Genomic DNA, 19,317 nt, shown 5'->3' with positions numbered 1-19,317 from the left:
CCCTATCTGTTCCCAATCTCATGCGGCTCGACACGTGCAAACTTGTAGAATTGATGTCATTTTTCAAAGAAAACGCTTTCTTGATTTGGAATTTCTAATTGTAACCGGTATCATTGTTCAATTTTAATTTTTCTTTTGAATATGGCTTTACAGAAGTCTTTCTATGCATGAATATAGAATAAATTATGAATAAATAGAGATAGAAAGAAGGAAGAGTTTATGGTCATTATTCAAGGAATCGCACTTTTACTGCTCATCCTCGCCTTGTTCACATTATTTAGTTATAAGGCGCCTTTTGGAATGAAGGCGATGGGAGCATTGGCCGGTGCTGCAATCGCGAGTTTCCTCGTCGAAGCGTTCAACGCGTATGCAATCGGCGGATTGCTGCCACTTCCTCTTTATGAAGAAGTAGGTCAAGCGGCTGGCGCTTTGTCAGGTCCTGCCGCTGCGGCTCTTGTCGCCATCGCACTTGGAATCAACCCCGTCTATAGTTTGATGATCGGGTTGTCTGTATCGGGATTCGGAATCCTTCCTGGCTTTTTTGCAGGATATCTTTTGGCTTTGGCTGGCACTCGAATCAATCGCTATCTGCCGACCGGCGTCGATATGATTTTTTACGTCATCGTGATGGCACCGCTCGCCCGTCTCGTCGCGACAGGGGTAGACCCACTCGTGACAAACACACTTGAACAGATTGGAGCTGTCATCGAACTGGCAGCAACACAAAATCCGGTCGTCATGGGTCTCGTCTTAGGAGGGATTGTCACGGTCGTATCAACGTCGCCTCTCAGTTCGATGGCCTTGACGGCGATGCTTGGTTTGACAGGTGTACCGATGGCAATTGCCGCGCTTGCGTTGACTGCGTCCATCTCAATGAATTACTTGTTATTCCGTCAATTGAAAATCGGAACAAAGAAAGATCAGCTTTCTGTCGCCATCGAACCGTTGACGCAAGCTGACCTCATTTCCGCTAACCCAATTCCAATTTACAGTGTCAACTTTGTCGGTGGAGCCATCGCCGGGTTGATTGTCGCCATGACCGGTATGATCAACGATGCACCGGGTTCGGCAGCCGGGATTCCGGGACTTCTTGTCATGTATGGTTTCAACGATTGGCAAACAGTCACCTTCACAGCCGTTGTACTGTTCATCCTCGGAATCGGTTTTGGCTTGATCGGAAGTCGTTTGTTCAAAAATTTCCCGATTGTCCGTCATACGGAAAAAGTCGAATCGACAGAAGAAGATGCAGCCTAATCAAAAAATCGATGCACGTTCGAACAAAATGTTCGGCGGCATCGATTTTTCATTTTCACACGTGGGATTATCCTTACAATTCAAAAGCATCAATCGGTTCACAAAGAAATCATCGCACGTTCTTTTCAATTGTGAATTTGATTGTCGAAATTAGCGATTCCATACAAATCCATGTCAATTTACTGAAATGACTCTACCCGCATCACTAGATTGACGAGCAAGTTCAATCAAGTAGGTTGTCAATGTTGCATCTTTTAATGAAACGACGGGTTTCCGTACCTCATAACTATAAGCTAACTGTTGATAATACGCCAAATAGCTACCTTTCTCGATTTGAATCGATGCAACCTCCTCTTTCGATAATACACCAGTCTCTATAAGATCACTTTCTAACTTCCCTTGCTTCAGAGCCTCTTCTTGAGGATCAAGTCCATATTTCAAGAAACTTCCTTGCGTGCCGTGCACTTCAAACCGAGGTGTTTCTCCAGCGATGAACGGGTTCGAACGAAGGTATATTCGCTTTTCACCATAATAGAATGTCAGATGGAACCCATCATCGGATTGTCCGCCATCTCGTTGAATCATCACATCTGCTTGAATACGATCTGGCTTTCCAAACAAGGCGAGAGTCTGATCAATCAGATGACTTCCTAAGTCGAATAAAATACCTGAACCTGGTCCTGCATTTTCACGCCACCGATCACGTACATTCGGACGGAAACGATCAAATCGAGATTCAACCACCTTCCAGTCCCCTAACTCGTTCGAGTCAAGTAACGACTTAACCGTCAAGAAGTCTCCGTCATAACGACGGTTTTGATAAACGTTGACGACGCCTTTCGATTTCGCTTCAAGTTCAATCAACTCATATCCTTCTTTCGTTGTCAGGAATGCTGGTTTTTCAACGAGCACATCTTTTCCTGCCTCAAGACATGCGACGATCATCTCTTTATGTAAATGCGATGGTGTCGTAATGACATATAGAGAAGCATCCGATTGAAGCGCCTCGTCTAATGTCGCATATACCGTGACACCAGGTAATTCAGCATGCACTTCTTCCGGACGTGATGACACGACGCCACTCACTTCAAATGAGTCAATGACCTTTAAAAACGGTAGATGGAATGTGTTCGCCGAGAATCCGAATCCCACCAAAATGGTTTTAGTCATATAAAACCCCTCCTTTTCGCTGTTGATAGTATAACAAAAAAAGGGTCAAATGACCCTTATGCACTCATGCTCTCATCCAATCTGTATTCGAACGTATTGTACCCGTTTCGTGAATCGACAAAGACGAAACCGAAACGTGGATAGTAATCATTTAGAAATTCATTGTCAGCGACACAATCAAGACGAATTGGTTCATCTTCATCGGCTTCCTCTAAGACATGCTCCATGAGCTGCTGTCCGACGCCTTGCCCTTTTAGCTTTTCGCTGACGACGATTCGATGGATATATTGCCCTTGCTCACTGTCGTCCCATAAGTTATCATCCCACTCATCTGGAGGTAACAATGCGATTGAAGCTAAAATTTGTTGGTCATCTTCAAAGACATATACACTGCCTTCTACAATGTCAGTGCGCACACGCTTTACGAGGTCCTGTTCCAAATATTCGGTCCATTGGTCGCTTCCTTGTTCATTTAGCGCTACGGCTCGTTGTTCGATTAGGTTCGCGATGTGTTGGGCATCGCGCTTCGTCGCGAGTCGAATCATAACGTCCTCCTTTAGTTATACAGTATTTGAAATACAAATATAACGGAGAACCGCATGCCTTTCAACCATCCTGCTCACTCATGAAAATCAAACGGAGTGACGTCTCCATCGTTCAATTGATAGCTATACGTCAACGTCGCATTCAAGCTATGCGATACAGAGCAATAACGTTCAACTGACAATTCGATGGCCCGCCGAACTCGTTCTTCCGATAACTCGCCTTTCAGGATATACAAGATGTGAATGGCTGTAAAGCGTTTCGGGTGATCGGTCGCCCGCACCCCATCGATTTTCATTTCGAATGCTTCGATTGGCTGTCGCATCTTATGCAGAATCGATACGATATCGATTCCTGTGCAAGATGCGGTCGCGTGAAGCAACATTTCTGTCGGACGAGGTCCTGTATCGAGCCCACCGACATCATCCGCCGCATCAAGGATCACCGTGTGCCCTGATGGCGTATGTGTTTCAAACGCCATCCCTTTCTTCCATACGACTTCCATGTTCATCATCTTCTCCCCCTATTTCATTTGATAGCATCCTATTCCCTCATTTGATGTATGATTAAGCTATGAATCGATTATAAAGGGGTGTATGTCGTTGGATTGGTCTATGATTTTCAGTTGGGGACTTTATATCGTCCTCGGGTTAAACATGTTGTTCGCACTCGCCGTCATCTTCGCCGAAAGACGTGACGTTGGCGCGACCTGGGCCTGGCTGCTTGTCCTGTTTTTCTTACCAGTGCTCGGCTTTATCGTTTATCTCTTCCTAGGGCGACAACTTAAGAAGGATAACTTCTATAATTTAAGTGTAGAAGAACGTTCCTTCCATTCGCTTCAAGTCGAAGCGCAACTTGAACAAATTCATACGCGCCAAACCCAGCTCGCGCAGCCGCTGTTTGAAAAGTATGACCAACTGCTTCAAATGAACTTACGATCTTCTAAATCGTTGATCAGTGTACATAACCGTTCCCTCATCTTGCACGACGGCGAACAAAAGTTCAAAGCGCTGATGGATGACATTCGCTCGGCCGAAACGGAAATCAATATTCAATATTACATCATCCAGCGTGATGCTCTCGGTCAGGCACTGTTGAAAGAGTTGATCGAGCGTGCGAAAGCCGGTGTCAAAGTTCGACTCCTCTACGATGCGGTCGGCTCACGTAGTCTTCGGAACTCGGACTTTAAAGAGTTGATTGCGAACGATGGCGAGGTGCGTGTCTTCTTCCCACCGACACTCGGAATCATCAACTTCAAGTTGAACAACCGAAATCACCGAAAGGTCGTCATCATCGATGGGAAAATCGGCTATGTCGGTGGATTCAATGTCGGTACCGAGTATTTAGGTTTAGTCGAAAAATTTGGCTATTGGCGTGACACGCACCTGCGTGTCGAAGGAGATGTCGTTTACAATTTACAACACCGATTCATATTGGACTGGAATTATTCTGGTCACCGTAAACATGATCCTGAAAATGCCTTCTGCTTTGCGCGACATGACATTAAAGAAAATTCTCCGATGCAAATCGTCACGAGTGGACCAAACTCGGATACGGAACATTTGAAGAATATGATGATCAAGATGATCATGTCCGCCAAACGACGGGTCGTCATTCAAACGCCATACTTCATTCCAGACACGAGTTTTATGGACGCTTGCAAAATGGCACTCCATTCTGGCGTCAAGATGGACATCATGATCCCTGGAAAACCGGACCATCCATTCGTCATGTGGGCGTCCCTCTCGTTCCTTGGGGAACTCCTAGACTACGGGGCAAACGTCTATCTGTATGATGAAGGGTTTCTCCACGCGAAGACACTCGTCGTCGATGATGAGATCGCGACTGTCGGGACGACGAACTTGGACGCCCGGAGCTTCCGTCTCAATTTTGAAGTGAACGCACTCATCTACGATGAACGGGTCGCACTCGAACTCGTTTCGTTATTCGAGACCGACACGGCGGTCAGTCGCACCTATACAGTGGAAGACTATGAATCCCGTAAATGGACGGTACGCGCCCGTGAAGGGGTGTCACGCCTTCTTAGTCCGATCCTATAAAAAAACATGAGGCAGAGCGCTCCGCTCTGCCTCATTGTCGTTTACAGTTTGAATCGCGAGACGAGGTCTTGTAACTCCTCGGCCATGGTCGCGAGTGCTTTTGCTGACTGTGATACTTCTTCAATCGATCTCAATTGATCATCGGTCGTCGCCGCCACTTGCTTCGAGACGCTCGAATTCTCATCGGCGATGTCGGCGATTTGTGATGCCGTCGCTGCCACTTCCTGAACGTTCGCCGCAATCTCCTCGACGGTTGCGGTCACGTCTTCAATCCGTGGCGTCATCGCCACTGTCCGCTCCTTGATTTTCTCGAATCGGTCTGCTGTCATCTCAGATGACGCCAACCCTGCTTTCGTATGAGTAGATACTTCCTGCATCAACTGTACAGACTGTTCAGTCTCATGCTTGATTCGATCAATCAACGCCGCAATTTGTTTCGTCGACTGTTGTGACTGTTCTGCGAGTTTACGCACCTCGCTCGCAACGACCGCGAATCCTTTGCCGTTCTCACCCGCACGTGCCGCTTCAATGGCAGCGTTCAAGGCTAACAGGTTCGTCTGTTCAGCGATTCCATTGATGACCGTGACGATTTCTCCAATTTCGTTTGAGCGATGTGCCAATGAGTGAATGACACCCTCGAATGTCACGACAGACGCATCGATTGCCTGCATCTGCTTCACGTTCTCTTTCACGGTCGTCGAACCGTCTTCCGCCTCATTCGAGGTTTCGCGTGAAAGTTCAGAAACGTCCATTGAACTCTCTGAGATTCGCATGATGCCCGATGTGATCGCTTGAAGAGATGTCGCATTGTCGTCGAGTTGTCGCTTCGAGCCATCGGCGCTGACTGCCATTTGATCAACTGCACGGGCAATCTGTTCCGATGAGGCGGTATTATGAGCCGAATTGGCCATCAATTCTTGTGACGATGCGGCCACTTGACTGATTGAATCATCAAGACGGAGTAATACCATACGAAGTGAATCGCTCATTTCGTTAAAACTCTCTGAAACACGCCCGATTTCGTCGTTCGATAAGACGGTGATCGGCTCCGTTAAATCTCCTGATTTGATTCGTTCTGCTCCTTCTGTCAATAAACGTAACGGACGCAAGATTGAACGGAGAACGAAGTAGAGAAGAATGGCTGCAATCCCGAACATTCCGATGATGACGAATCCAGTCGTCCAAAGAATGCCGACCGTCTCGTCTTGAATCTCACCGTCATATAACGTACCGGCAATCTTCCATCCGGTGATTGGGTTCGTCACGAATGCTTTCTCCACACCTTCCCCATTCTCCGATACAGACAGAGTCCCTTCTTCCTTGGCAAAGAGCGAATCTGTCCAAGATTCATTAATCTTTTCACCGACAGCCGTCGACGGATGAATGACGACTTGTTCTGCCTGGTCGAAGATGGCAACGTATCCTTCTTTCCCGATTTGAATGGTGGATGCCACTTCAGCGATATCGTTCACATCGACGTCAACGGCGACCACACCACTACCGTCTGAAGTCTTCTTCGAAACCGTGATCATCATTTTTTGAGAGGCGGCATCGACGTACGGATTCGTGATGGCAACATCTTGTCCACTTGCTTCAGCCGCTTCATACCATGGACGAGTGCGTGGGTCATATCCTTCTGGCAATTCCTGCTCAGGATAGATCGTCATCGCACCTTCTGCTGAAGCGAAGTAGATGTTCGTCACTTTTGGATGTGTCTCTAAATACTCAGTAAACTTCTCTGCTAACGCTTGATTCGCTTCTCCCTCTTCATAAATGGAACTATCAATCCGATTCGCAAAAAACGAGATGTCCGTTTGAATCGGTTCGATGAGGTTCGTGACCTCATTGTTCATCCGGTCTACCCCCGAATTGGCGGACTGGATCATTTGAGACTCGATTTTACCTTTCGCCTGCGAATAGGCGACGATTCCAATCAATGTGGCTGGAATAATCAATAATAGAACGGATAAGACAATCAATTTTTGCTTGATACTAATCGTGCGCTTCTGTTTCATAAAACATCTCCTAACCCGAATAAAATGTTCAAGCGAGTTCGATGAGTCGAATCCCCCTTGGGTTATTCATCATATCGGTCAAAAGTCATTAAATCTGAAGAATTGATTGAATTATTCGAAAATTATTTTTCGCAAACTGAAATGGAGTTTCACCGTTGTGTTCGATTGAACAAATCATACTATTCGTATTTAGTTAAAATTTGAGTTACCATATCGGAAAAGGGGGTCAAATGATGAATTTATTATTGGAAGAAATCAAATCCTATAAAGATCAGTTCAAACAAAATGCACCTGCCGAGAAGCAACGATTGATGGCTCAGGCGACACAAGAATTGAGAGACTCCGGAATTGCGTCAGGGTTAACAGTCGGGGATCAAGCGCCGATGTTTGAATTGCCTCATGCGGATGGGACAGCAGTCGATTTGAAAACACTGCTTGAAAATGGACCTGTCATCGTCACATTTTACCGTGGTGGATGGTGTCCATATTGTAACCTCGAACTCCGCGCTTACCAGCGCGAATTGGCAATGATTCAAGAAAAAGGAGCGACTCTTGTCGCCATCAGTCCTGAGACGCCGGATTATTCCCTTTCGACGAAAGAGAAGAACGAACTTGATTTTTACGTGCTGAGTGATGTCGGCAATAATGTCGCACGTCAATTCGATCTCGTGTTTGACATGCCGGATTACTTGATTGACATTTATAAAGCATCTGGACTAAATGTCGATGCACATAACGGGAACGAAGATTGGCAGTTGCCGAAACCGGCCACGTTCATCATCCAATCCGATGGGACGATTTCTTTCAGTGATGTGCCTGCTGACTATACAGAACGTGTCGAGCCGAAAACGGTTATTGAAAAACTGTAAAAAAAGGAGATGACGCACGTCATCTCCTTTTCTATTCACTTATTTCGTTTATTGTCTTACAAACTCCTCGTGCAACATCGCGTACAACATGCTATCGGTCCATTCATTCTTATTCCAATAGTCTTTCAAGAAATGAGCTTCTTTTCTCATTCCAACCCGTTCACATAAATTCTGGGAAGCTACATTTCTGGCGTCGAGATTAGCTTGTACCCGATGTAGATTGAGCTTCGCAAACAACTCCCCTAGCAATCCGCTCACTGCCTCCGTTGCATATCCTTTTCCTGAGTGTGAATCAGAAAAACAATACCCGATCTCTACCGTATCTTTCATACCCGTGTACCAAACCGTGAGATCCCCAATTACTTCATCTTGATGTACGACTGCTAAATTCAACGTACTAGTCTCGGTAAGAGTAGAATTCGTTAGTTTTTTACCAAATTCTTTCTTCATGTTTTCAGACGTCCATGGCTCATGCAAAAGATATCTGCATATTTCTGGTTTTCTATACATTTTGAATGTAGCTTCCAAATCTTTCTCCATAAATGGTCTGATTTCTAAACGCTCAGTGGTAAATTTCACGTCGACTCCTCCCATACAGATAATAGTAATCACAATATGAAACTCTCCACCGGTTCACGACCTATGTGGAAGTGATAAATCGCTCAACTCGCTTGAGAAGTGTTTCAAGTAGCCGAAGTGACTGGGATGTGTTACCTGTGTACTCGAGACTATGATTCATCTGCTAAACAATCTCGAGTTCAGTCAATGCTAGTTGTTCGAAATGCTGGATTCGTTCCAGTACGTAATGTTGGTCCGCCGTACCCATGAGAATGAGCTGTTTTCCTTTATGAGACTGAATTGCTTCGTACATGTCGTCTCGTTTCAACAAAGGTGTCAACCAAACCAGTTTGGCATCATGAAACACGTTTCGGGTGAGTTCACTTGCCATCGCAACCGTACCGAGCGATTTTCCGACGATGATGTATTGTTGAACGGAGTCAGTATGTAGGATTTGATCGATGACGAGTCGAACATCATCAACAATCGCCTTATTTACATCGACTGAATCTTACCGCTCGTCGCGATATTTATAGTTGACTTCGAGAGCGCTCAACCCATTCTCTATGCACAATCCAGTCGTATAGCGAAACATTGGAGAATCATTTGTATATCCGTATCCGGGCAACAAAATCACGAGTGTGTCGGATGACGAATCAGGCTGCAGGTACGAATACGGGACGGGTATTCCGTTTTTCCCAATGACGTGACCATCTGTTACTTCATACATGCTGTCTCCTCAATTCTGCAAGAGCTGCGTTTCATGGTGATGAATCATCGTTCCAATGCTCTCTCCTTCGAGAATCCGATGAATGGCGTTCCGCTCCATGAAGTCGAACAAGTGAATCGGCAAACCGTGATCTCTCGCGAGAAGCAATGCCGATTGATCCATCACTTTCAAATCATTCGAAATGACATCGTTATAGTGAAGGGTTTCAAATTGACGAGCGTCCGAATCCAAACGAGGATCGCGGTCATATACGCCAGAGACACCATTCTTTGCCACGAACAAGGCATCACATCCCATTTCGATGGCACGCTGAACAGCCGGATAGTCTGAAGAAACGAACGGTTGACCGTTACCGCCTGCAAAAATGACGATATATCCTTTTTTCAAATGATTGATGGCTCGAAGTTGAATGTACGGCTCGGCTACACTCGGCATTGGAATCGATGTCATGACGCGTACTTCTCGAGTCGTATCTCGTTTCAAGATTCCACGTAGCATCAATGAATTCATGACCGTCCCGAGCGTCCCGATACTGTCAGCCTCCACTCGATTGATCCCCCACGCTTCTGCTTGATTTCCGCGAAAAAGATTTCCCCCGCCGACCATGACACATACTTCAACCCCGCTTTTTGCGAGTGACAATATTTCTTCAGCTATCAGACTGAGACTCATTTCGTCAAAGTTATCCGTTTCATCACCAGCTAGAGCGGCTCCACTTAACTTGATACAAATTTTTCGGTGCTTCAACGTCTCCCAACCCTTCATTTGGAATTTTTTGTTCAATTCAGTATAGAAGAGATTGTTTGATTGAACGACAGTATTCCATTTTGATTCAAAGGGACATTTCTTAGTACTCTTACAACTTATCGAGAATAGTAAGAATACCTTTAGTATTAGGTAAGTACGTAGCAGTCACTATATATCAAATATTTTTTTCAATAGTATATACAAAGGTCTAGAACATATAGATTCAGATATGAAGTTAACCAACTTGTGCCAAACTTATGATGTTAGTAGAATACACTTTTTGTAATACATTTAAGTTTGAACAATTACACACTAAATTTAGCAAGTTTTTTTCCAATGATTTCGGAAATGACTCGCTGCACCATTTTCAATAAATAGATTCTCGAAAATCTCAACCAATTCTTCTTTTTCTTTTCCTAGAGCTTCCATTGAATGATCGTCAATGGAATGAGAATTAACATCAAATAACTTTTTATGCTGTTCGTTGTTTTTATAGAAGGAATCAGCAGATATTTGATTGAATTTAAGATATGTTTCAATGATTCTTCTCATTGAATTTAACATTGAGTTGACCAGATTGGCACTGTATAAACTTCCTAATTCAAGCCACAGACACGCATAATGTGTATTGAAGTCTTCTTTTTCAGAATTAATTGGTTTAAAGTTTCTTTGTTCTATTCTATAAAAACCGTGCAGTTGGTATTTATCTTTCTCTTCTTTACCGTCTCCATCCTCAGCCCGAACAAGTTTTTTAAAGTTCCCATACGGTTGAACATTTAGATAGAAATGAACGTTGTGAGTTAAGCAAATAAAATAATCTTTCCCATTATTAAACTTGTCCTGATAATTATTACGATATAGTTTTTGTATTTCAGCGATTATTAAATATTGCATGGTGTCATCATTCGAGTTCATCGGATCATCGAATATAACAATTTTTGGTTTGTTGGTTCTACGCTCCAAATCACTAAGACTCTCAAGGAAATAGAGGAATGCTATGATGTTTTTCTCGCCAGTTGACAATTTATCTATTGGACGAGTATCGTCACCATCTTTAATCTGATAATGTTCAACTTCATGCTCATCTTTTTGCAAAATCAATTCTAATTCATTTTTTCCCGCTCGCTTTAATTTATCATTAATAATATCAACTAGCTGTGACGTGTTTTTAGTTTGTTTTATGATTTCTTTTTTCAAAATCTCTTTAGATGAAATTTGATTCTGTATGTAATTTATAGTTCCAGGTGCCGGATTTATTTTCTCACCTTTTATTTCAACTTTTTTCATTTCAATTTTTTCAGTTATTTCCGCGACTTTTTTTTCCAAACCCGATAATTCATATTTCTCGATCTCATATCCCTTCCAATCTTTTTTATATTCCGATTTTTCCTTTAACAAAGTCGCTACATAATGTAACCGTAATTTGTTTTTAGCTTCTTCTTGTTCTTCAGTTAAGTTTTCAGTTAAAGCATTATTCTTTTCAATCAACACTTTTACTTTCGTGTTAATTTCGATGAAACTAATAGGTTCCGAACTCTCCACCAAACTGACAGGTTCAAAACTACTTCTAGATTTCTCATTAAGCTTATTTTTTAACATTGATAATAAGCTCTCATATCGCTTTTTTGTTATCTCGATTTCATCATTTACTTTACTTATATCTTCATGAAATAAAGTGTAAAAGTTATCTTTACGTAATGGTTGAACAGTCCGTAACTCTTCTTCTAGCTTCTCAATATTTTTATATTGAGTATCTAATTCCATTTCATTACTTTTAATTTTGTCGACTGAAATCAAAGAGCGTAGTTCTTCTAGTCTCTCTTCTTTAATTTCGTTTCCACAAAACGAACAATTCTCACCCACTTCATGAATTTTTAAACCCATTTGTGCAAACTCTTTCTTTTGAGAATCATAATTGATCTCTTTTATAAAATAATCTTTCTCTTCAACTATATACTGTAAGATGTGATTTACTCGGTTAATAACAGTATCAACTTCTATGTCATTAATTATATAGGGTGATAACACGCCTTTGGTTTTTTCGATTAGTATATTCTCGTGTCGCTCTTTTTCGATTTCATCTAATGTATTGCAGACTGATACATCTTTCAGAAAATCATTTTTAAAATATGTCGGTTTTGCAACCCTCGGAGTGTCTAGTTCTTTAATTTGTTTAGCTTTTTTTGTCAAAAATGTATCTACTTCATTTTTTTGTTTCGATAGTGAAGAATTTAAAGATTGTTTAGTCTTCAACAATGGATGTCGCTCTAACGGAATATCACTCATCACTTCTCCAAAAGTTATTTCATCACCTAGAGAGTTTAACTCTCTACTTAGCTTTTGTTCATTCATTGCTAATTCCGACAACTCTAACTCTACCTTTTTCAAATCTTTATTAGCTTTAATATTCTCTTTGCCAAGAACGACAGCATTTAGTCTTTCGTCCTCTAAGATATTATCAAAACCATTAAAAACTCTAACGTCATATTCATTTTCAAATTGTTTAGTTATTATCTCGCACAGAGTAGACTTTCCTCTTCCATTTTTTCCGAAAATAAAATTTTTACTTTTAAACTCAACAAATCTGTTGTTATTTTCAACATCAAATATCGAATACTCTTGATTGGATAAATCAACACGGATAGTCATAACTATTCTAACTCCCTCCTATATTTTTAATTCCCTTTAAATTTTAATGTACAATTTCTTTCGGATGTAATCTATCGCACTTCCTCTTTCAGTTTCATTTTACATAAACTTACTGTTAGCACCTATAAACTTCTTAACTGACTCTTCTTTTTATATTACAAAATTAGGAAATATTGATTTAAAGCATATTTTACTTATTTAGAATTCTGTTCTTAATATTTTGACGAAGTATTTGATCTCGTCTTTTCAGAGTTTTAATTTACTGACTATGTATTTGATAGAATAATTTGAATACCGTTAGGATCAACTGTTCGAAAATTAGCATCACTCATAAGCTTTACACCAATTATCATCGTGTGATTTGACTCGGATACATTGATTTCCGAGACCTGACGACCGAATAATCGACGTAACACCTCTTCAATACCTTTTCTTTTTGAATCGATACTAAATTGGAGAACACGATTCTCAGAACGTGATTGAACAGCATCGAAATGCTGCTGCAACTCGATTCGAAATCCATAAGGTGTATGGATGAACGTTCTTCGTTCATTTGATTGAGTCGTCAATCCTATTTGCTCTGCTCGTTCTAACACATTCACTTTTTCCTCTTCAGATACTAAAAAGCCAATATGATCAAATATCACTTTCTTCCCATAACCGAATGAGATATTCGTCGCTCCCCGCTTCATTTCAATGATTCTAAAACGAATGGACTGCCCCCTAAAATCGTCCCAGTCGAGTGGTGGATCAAAGGATTCGAATTCCCCATCTTTCTTTCCGATTCGTTGAGTTACTTGAAAACCGAGATTCGCATAAAATTTCTCCGTTTCTTCTACATGTGGTGTCCATAGATGATAATGAAATAGCATATTCTCTCCCCTTTTTGAATCAGTTATGTACATTCTTTATTTTTTTAACCACTCTTCGTACGGAATCACACTAGCAGTTTCATCTGCGTTTGCTCCAATCAACGTGATGAGTTCAAGCGAATTGCCGTCCAGGTCCTCAAAGTAGATGGCCGCATGCTCGTATGGAGCATTTGGAAGGACGAGTGGCTGCTGTTCCGGTGTCATCTTGAACGCAGTACGAATTTCAACTCCCTGATCCTCAAGCCATGCTTTGATCGCATCCAAATCCTGCTCCTCCATTCGAAAAGCGATGTGTCGGATTGATGGATGATACGGTAAATCGACTTGACCAGATTTCCATAGCCCAATCCAGCTCTCCCCTTTCATAATCCAAAGGAAAGCCAATTTCTCATTTTGGAATGCCAACTCTAATCCTAATTTCTCATAAAATTGAATTGATTCAGTTAAATCACTCACCGGCAAGTGCGCCTCGTATATTCCTTTAATCATTCACCGTATCCTCACTTCTACATTTATATTCATCTATATCTGTCCTTACTAGATATAGATATATTGACAATTTCTCATTGTAAAATTATTATAGATAATTCCATTATAGAACTATAATTGGATAATAGCTTGCTTGACGAATCGATATATGAGAAGAGGAGGGTGAAACGTTATGAATGAGCAAAGTCGCATAAACAAACAGGCATGGGAATATCGCGCCTATGAATTTTGGTGTAATCGAGACGGTACGCCGTCAGAAAAATCAATCGAGATTTTGAAAGACCCTAAAAAAAGTTTGAAAAAACACCGTGAGTACTTTGATGACGTCAATGGGTTGAACATCGCAAATATCTGTGGATCGAATGGAAGAAGAGCGGTACCGCTAGCAATCCTCGGGGCTGACGTGACCATCTTTGACCTGTCAGAGGAAAATAAACGATATGCACTAGAACTCGCAGATTGCTCAAATACGACAATCGAGTATATAGTCGGTGATATTCTAGATATCGATGTTGAAAAATATCGTCAGCGTTTTGATTTTCTTTATCTAGAAGGAGGGGTCTTACATTACTTCAATGACCTCATTCAATTGATGAATATCTTATTTCCCATATTGAAAGTTGGCGGAAAATTAATTATGAGTGACTATCACCCAATCAAAAGGTGCATATCACCAGAGTTCTCATACATACCAATCTATTTCAATCATGATTTCGTACAAGGAGACATTTCCTATAAGCAATTTTTCGATGTAGAAGAGCAACATGACTTCCCTTCCGTATCTTTAAGTCATCACACATTGAGTGACATCATCAACTCAGTTGTCTCTGTCGGTTTCACACTGCAACGATTTGATGAGCATAGAGGATGGAACGGTGAAAATATCCCGTGGGAATTTACGTTGTTGGCTGAAAAGGTGAATCAATCTTGAATGAAAAATCGGTTATAGCTCATACATTAGGCACAAAAAAAGACCGTAGAACATTCTACAGTCTTAAAGCTCAGGCTCCCATGATGGAGTCATGACGGGTCGTTTCCCATCCATACGCCACTTCTCGGAGCATCAATTCGCCAAATTCTCGATCTTTCTGGTCGATGACCTGCCCTTGTTTTCGCTCATAAAACGTACGAAACGGATTCATCTCAAGTGCCCAGATCAAGAGTCCTGCCTCACACATCGATTGCACGGCATGTTCAAGGAGAGCGGACCCGATTCCGTTCCCTTGATGATTCTCTAAAATATAAATGGCATACACTTCATTCGTGTGGTCTGGATACTCTCCTGTCCGCTCTTCTCCGTAAAGAACGAAGCCCACAATCTCGTCCTCGACAATCGCCACAAAGCCGGCTACTTCTTGCCGACGAAGGGCGGTCCGCAAACGTTCTGCCCATTCGATGGAACCGGACGAAACTTTCAATAAATACTCAGTCGGCACGATTCCCCGATAGGTCGTACGCCATCCGTTCACACGCACTCTCGCAATCCCATACACATCATCTGGTTTGGCGACCCGAATGTCCAATGTGACCCCCTCCTCACCCGAAGCTTTACAAATAGTTTACCACAAATCCCCAACTTGCAATCCGAGATTATGTGAAAATTGAACGGACATCCACAACAAAAAAGACGTCACCTTTAGATAAAGGCGACGTCTTTTCTCACGTTATGCAACTTCTTTAGATTGGACTGGTGTAGAAGTTGTTAACGGTTTTTTCAAGAACGAGAGGAGCAATGCTCCGACCACCGCACCTGCCAAGATGGCGAGTGCATAGAGGCCCATACTCACCGCGACGTTTCCAGCTCCTTCAAGAAGTGGGAAGACGAAGATTCCTCCGTGTGGCGCTGGTAATTGAATCGTGAAGAATGCGGATAATCCTCCTGCGATGGCAGAACCGAGAATCGCTGATGGAAGAACGCGAATCGGGTCCGCAGCTGCGAATGGGATTGCCGCTTCCGTGATGAACGAAGCTCCCATGATATATGCTGTTTTTCCTGCTTCGCGCTCTTGTTTCGAGAACTTTTGACGAGCGAAGACAGTTGATGCGAGTGCGACGAGGAGTGGTGGTACCATCCCTCCAGCCATGACGGCTGCCATGACTTCTTGGTTACCTGCTGTGAGTGCTGCCGTTCCGAAGACGTATGCTGTCTTGTTGATCGGACCACCCATATCGACTGCCATCATCCCACCGACGATGACTCCTAAAAGGATAGCGTTTGCGCCGCTCATACTGTTCAACGTATCCATCAACCATGTCATAAGTGCAGCAATCGGTTCATTGACGACGAGTAACATGACCATACCTGAGATAAATGATCCAAGTAAAGGATATAAGAGGACCGGTTTGATTCCTTCAAGTGAAGCTGGCAACTTCGCAAGTGCCTTTTTCAAGAAGAGGACGACATAACCTGCCAAGAAACCAGCGATGAGACCACCGAGGAATCCGGCGTTCCCTTGACTTGCAAGTACCCCTGCCACGAGACCTGGTGCGAGACCTGGGCGATCGGCAATCGACATCGCGATGAAACCGGCGAGAATCGGAACGAGGAAGCCGAATGCAGCTCCACCGATCGTCATCAACTGTGCTGCAAATTCATTGTAAGACGGGTCATCCGGGTTAGCAGAGTTGATGCCCCAGAAGAAGCTGATGGCAATCAAGAGACCACCTGCGACAACGAGTGGAAGCATCGCAGATACCCCGCTCATCAAGTGTTTGTACACGCCTGTACGTTGCTCTTTCGAAGCGCCACCTGATGTTTTCGAAGCCTCATATACCGGCGCATCTTGTTTCACCGCACGATTGATGAGTTCTTCAGGTTTCCGAATCCCTTGTGCGACCGGAACTTCGATGACTCGTTTACCAGCGAAACGATCCATTTCAACAGCCTTGTCCGCTGCGACGATGATCGCTGTTGCCCGGTCAATATCCGCACGTGTCAATTCATTTTTTACGCCAGTCGATCCGTTCGTTTCGACTTTAATATCGACGCCCATCGCTTCCGCTTTTTGTTTCAAACTGTCTGCCGCCATATACGTATGGGCGATGCCTGTCGGGCAAGCCGTGACCGCCAAAATGAACGGTGCATCTTCATTCGTCGGTTTGACGACTTCTGGCTTCGCTTCTGCCATTTCTTTTTCTTCGATGGCGCGGATGACATCGCTTTCAGAAGTTGCTGCATAGAGACGTTCTTGGAATGCAGGGTCCATCAAGTAAACTGAAAGTTTAGAGAGTGTTTCAAGGTGTTCATTATTCGCATTTTCTCCTGCCGCAATCATGAAGAAGAGGCGACTCGGTTGTCCATCTAACGCTTCGTAGTCGACGCCTTCCGAGCGACCGAACGCGATTGCTGGCGTTTTAACCGCACTCGTTTTCGCATGAGGGATGGCAATCCCTTCTCCAAGGCCAGTCGTGCTCTCGCTTTCACGTTTTAGAATCGCATCGCGATAACCGTTGCGGTCCGATAGCTTACCAGCGCGATCGAGGACATCGACAAGTTCTTCGATGACCTCACGCTTAGAATTCGCGCTTAGATTCAATTGAATCGTGTCGCGTTGGAGCAAGTCCGTGATTTTCATGTTGTTTCCTCCATTCGTTTCAGTGGTGTGAGTTGTACTTGATCGATCAAGCGATCAATCTCTTGCTTTGAACATAAGCCGAACGTATAAGCAGATGCGCTTCCTGTCGTGACCGCGTATCGAAATGCTTCTTGTTCACCTTTTTCTTTCACATTCGCGACAAATCCGGCGACGAGTGAGTCTCCTGCACCAACCGAGTTCACGAGTTTCCCGACCGGTGTGTTCGCTGTGACGGCTCCGTCCTTGTTAACGAGTAGCGCCCCGTCTCCCGCAAAGGAGATGATAACGTTTTTCGCCCCGCGTTTGACGAGCTGTTCGGCATAAGGTAGAGCTTCTTCAAACGTTTCAATCTCGGTATCAAACAATTCACCTAATTCATGGTGATTCGGTTTGATCATGAGTGGTTCAAGCGTGAGCACTTCGAGCATGGCGTCTTTCGTTGTATCGACGACAAATTCGGCACCTTTTTCGCGAATCGATTCGGCAATGGTCCGATATAGCGAGTCTGGTAGGTTGCTCGGGATACTACCCGCGAGGACGACGATATCACCTTCTTGAACTTGGTCGAACTTGGCCTTCAACTGTTCGAGCTCACCATCCGTGATATTCGGTCCGCTCGCATTCAATTCTGTTTCCTCTTTCGCTCGAATCTTGACGTTGATCCGGGTGTTCCCGTTCACCTCTACGAAATCGGTGTGTACACCGTGATCGACGAGTGACTTTTTAATGAAGTCACCGGTCGTCCCACCGATGAAACCAAGTGCCTTCGTTTCTTGTGCATATTCCCGAAGAACGATGGAGACGTTGATTCCTTTACCGCCTGCGCGCTCCGTCGTCTCTTCGATTCGGTTCACTTCTCCTAGATGTACTTCAGGTAATGTTACGTAGTAATCAATAGAAGGGTTGAGTGTTAACGTGTAAATCATTTCGCATTCACCACCTTTGTGATTGTTTGGATGGAACTCATTGACTCACTGCTTGATGTGATCAACTGTGCGGCATCTAACGTCGCGACTCTGCTGAACGTTCGTTTCCCGATCTTCGATGCGTCCGCGAGTACGAACGAGGTTTGCGCCAATTCGATTGCCGTTTTTTTGACAAGCGCTTCTTCTGGGTCCGGGGTCGTGTAACCCGCTTCAGGGTCGATTCCATTCATTCCGAGAAAGGCGAGGTCGACACGATAATTCATCATGCTCTCGCGTGCGTTATACCCAACCAATGCCTGGGTGGAACGCTTTAATTCTCCGCCAATCACAAACGTCTTAATATCAAGATCAAATAATTCATTCGCAATCGGTAGACTGTTTGTGACGACGACAATCTTTTTCCCTTCTAAAAACGGAACCATCGCCTGAGTGGTTGTACCGGCATCTAAATAAATCGACATCCCGTCTTCGATGAACGTTGCTGCCTTCCGTGCAATCGCAACTTTTTCATCTACGAACCGGTCTCGCTTTTCTTCAAATGTCGGTTCCTCATCTGGAGTCGCAATGAGCGTTGCGCCTCCGTGAACCCTTGCCAGATACCCTTCCGCTTCGAGGTCCGTCAAATCTCGACGAATCGTCGACTCGGATGAATCCGTCAAATCAACCAATTCTTTTAATTTGACGACCTTCTGTTCAGATAAGCGTTGCAAAATCAACTGATGTCGTTGTTTCGTTAACATCTTGTTCCCTCCATACGTCTAATATAAAGCGTTTTCATTATGAAAACAACTAAAATCATTCAAAAACATTCATTTTCATTCAACTTGTCACAATTATAACATAAAAAACGGTCAATATAT

19 protein-coding genes are annotated in these 19,317 nt (G+C 43.5%); 4 read left to right on the top strand and 15 right to left on the bottom strand.

Annotated features, from left to right (window positions below; genetic code table 11):
* Nucleotides 1–219 precede the first annotated feature (219 nt).
* A complete protein-coding gene (locus F3H97_RS04375; protein ID WP_159562249.1) occupies nt 220–1,254 on the top strand; it encodes a PTS sugar transporter subunit IIC in 1,035 nt (344 codons plus the stop codon).
* Nucleotides 1,255–1,428: 174 nt separating this feature from the next.
* Here F3H97_RS04375 and F3H97_RS04370 read toward each other — a convergent pair whose 3' ends face one another.
* The 3 genes from F3H97_RS04370 to F3H97_RS04360 form a co-directional block, all read right to left on the bottom strand.
* Nucleotides 1,429–2,424 carry a Gfo/Idh/MocA family protein gene (locus F3H97_RS04370; protein ID WP_196430669.1) on the bottom strand — a complete coding sequence of 332 codons (996 nt, stop codon included), beginning with the start codon at nt 2,422–2,424 and terminating at the stop codon, nt 1,429–1,431.
* Nucleotides 2,425–2,480: 56 nt separating this feature from the next.
* Nucleotides 2,481–2,969: a GNAT family N-acetyltransferase gene (locus F3H97_RS04365; RefSeq protein WP_196430668.1), complete on the bottom strand. Its 489-nt coding sequence runs from the start codon at nt 2,967–2,969 to the stop codon at nt 2,481–2,483.
* A gap of 74 nt (nt 2,970–3,043) precedes the next feature.
* Entirely contained in the window at nt 3,044–3,478 is a 435-nt protein-coding gene (locus F3H97_RS04360) for an OsmC family protein (RefSeq protein WP_074037078.1), read from the bottom strand.
* A gap of 103 nt (nt 3,479–3,581) precedes the next feature.
* Between F3H97_RS04360 and cls the strand changes: the two genes are divergently transcribed.
* Nucleotides 3,582–5,027, top strand: a complete 1,446-nt coding sequence (gene cls / locus F3H97_RS04355; protein ID WP_196431836.1) for a cardiolipin synthase — start codon at nt 3,582–3,584, stop codon at nt 5,025–5,027.
* Nucleotides 5,028–5,068: 41 nt separating this feature from the next.
* On the opposite strand, the gene F3H97_RS04350 is transcribed toward cls, so the two are convergent.
* Nucleotides 5,069–7,042: a methyl-accepting chemotaxis protein gene (locus F3H97_RS04350; RefSeq protein WP_196430667.1), complete on the bottom strand. Its 1,974-nt coding sequence runs from the start codon at nt 7,040–7,042 to the stop codon at nt 5,069–5,071.
* A 233-nt stretch (nt 7,043–7,275) separates the two neighbouring features.
* Between F3H97_RS04350 and F3H97_RS04345 the strand changes: the two genes are divergently transcribed.
* A complete protein-coding gene (locus F3H97_RS04345; protein WP_196430666.1) occupies nt 7,276–7,911 on the top strand; it encodes a peroxiredoxin-like family protein in 636 nt (211 codons plus the stop codon).
* A gap of 48 nt (nt 7,912–7,959) precedes the next feature.
* Here the strand turns inward: F3H97_RS04345 and F3H97_RS04340 are convergent, their stop codons facing one another.
* The 7 genes from F3H97_RS04340 to F3H97_RS04310 all read right to left on the bottom strand — a co-directional run bounded on the left by F3H97_RS04340 (nt 7,960) and on the right by F3H97_RS04310 (nt 13,956).
* Nucleotides 7,960–8,490: a GNAT family N-acetyltransferase gene (locus F3H97_RS04340; protein WP_196430665.1), complete on the bottom strand. Its 531-nt coding sequence runs from the start codon at nt 8,488–8,490 to the stop codon at nt 7,960–7,962.
* A gap of 163 nt (nt 8,491–8,653) precedes the next feature.
* A complete protein-coding gene (locus F3H97_RS04335; RefSeq protein WP_196430664.1) occupies nt 8,654–8,860 on the bottom strand; it encodes a hypothetical protein in 207 nt (68 codons plus the stop codon).
* A gap of 120 nt (nt 8,861–8,980) precedes the next feature.
* Entirely contained in the window at nt 8,981–9,199 is a 219-nt protein-coding gene (locus F3H97_RS04330; RefSeq protein WP_196430663.1) for a hypothetical protein, read from the bottom strand.
* A 9-nt stretch (nt 9,200–9,208) separates the two neighbouring features.
* Nucleotides 9,209–9,964 (bottom strand): UMP kinase, encoded by a 756-nt coding sequence (gene pyrH / locus F3H97_RS04325; protein ID WP_196430662.1) that lies wholly within the window; start codon nt 9,962–9,964, stop codon nt 9,209–9,211.
* Nucleotides 9,965–10,264: 300 nt separating this feature from the next.
* Nucleotides 10,265–12,595, bottom strand: coding sequence for an AAA family ATPase (locus F3H97_RS04320; protein WP_196430661.1), 2,331 nt, complete (start codon nt 12,593–12,595; stop codon nt 10,265–10,267).
* Between the two features lie 266 nt (nt 12,596–12,861).
* Nucleotides 12,862–13,467, bottom strand: a complete 606-nt coding sequence (locus F3H97_RS04315; RefSeq protein ID WP_196430660.1) for a VOC family protein — start codon at nt 13,465–13,467, stop codon at nt 12,862–12,864.
* A 36-nt stretch (nt 13,468–13,503) separates the two neighbouring features.
* Nucleotides 13,504–13,956 carry a VOC family protein gene (locus F3H97_RS04310; RefSeq protein WP_196430659.1) on the bottom strand — a complete coding sequence of 151 codons (453 nt, stop codon included), beginning with the start codon at nt 13,954–13,956 and terminating at the stop codon, nt 13,504–13,506.
* 172 nt (nt 13,957–14,128) lie between these two features.
* On the opposite strand from F3H97_RS04310, the gene F3H97_RS04305 reads away from it, so the two are divergent.
* Nucleotides 14,129–14,887, top strand: a complete 759-nt coding sequence (locus F3H97_RS04305; protein WP_196430658.1) for a class I SAM-dependent methyltransferase — start codon at nt 14,129–14,131, stop codon at nt 14,885–14,887.
* Between the two features lie 70 nt (nt 14,888–14,957).
* Here F3H97_RS04305 and F3H97_RS04300 read toward each other — a convergent pair whose 3' ends face one another.
* The 4 genes from F3H97_RS04300 to F3H97_RS04285 form a co-directional block, all read right to left on the bottom strand.
* On the bottom strand, nt 14,958–15,479 hold the full coding sequence (locus F3H97_RS04300) for a GNAT family N-acetyltransferase (protein WP_012726215.1): 522 nt from the start codon (nt 15,477–15,479) through the stop codon (nt 14,958–14,960).
* A 141-nt stretch (nt 15,480–15,620) separates the two neighbouring features.
* Nucleotides 15,621–17,531 (bottom strand): PTS fructose transporter subunit IIABC, encoded by a 1,911-nt coding sequence (locus F3H97_RS04295; RefSeq protein WP_196430657.1) that lies wholly within the window; start codon nt 17,529–17,531, stop codon nt 15,621–15,623.
* A complete protein-coding gene (pfkB, locus tag F3H97_RS04290; protein ID WP_196430656.1) occupies nt 17,528–18,457 on the bottom strand; it encodes a 1-phosphofructokinase in 930 nt (309 codons plus the stop codon). Before pfkB ends, F3H97_RS04295 begins: the two co-directional genes overlap by 4 nt.
* Nucleotides 18,454–19,197, bottom strand: a complete 744-nt coding sequence (locus F3H97_RS04285; protein ID WP_196430655.1) for a DeoR/GlpR family DNA-binding transcription regulator — start codon at nt 19,195–19,197, stop codon at nt 18,454–18,456. The genes pfkB and F3H97_RS04285 overlap by 4 nt, the downstream gene beginning before the upstream one ends.
* Nucleotides 19,198–19,317 lie beyond the last annotated feature (120 nt).

Source organism: Exiguobacterium sp. SRB7LM (assembly GCF_015712685.1).
Lineage (GTDB): Bacteria > Bacillota > Bacilli > Exiguobacteriales > Exiguobacteriaceae > Exiguobacterium > Exiguobacterium profundum.
The sequence above is the reverse complement of the archived record's forward strand: the minus strand, read 5'-3'. Positions and strand labels throughout refer to the sequence as shown.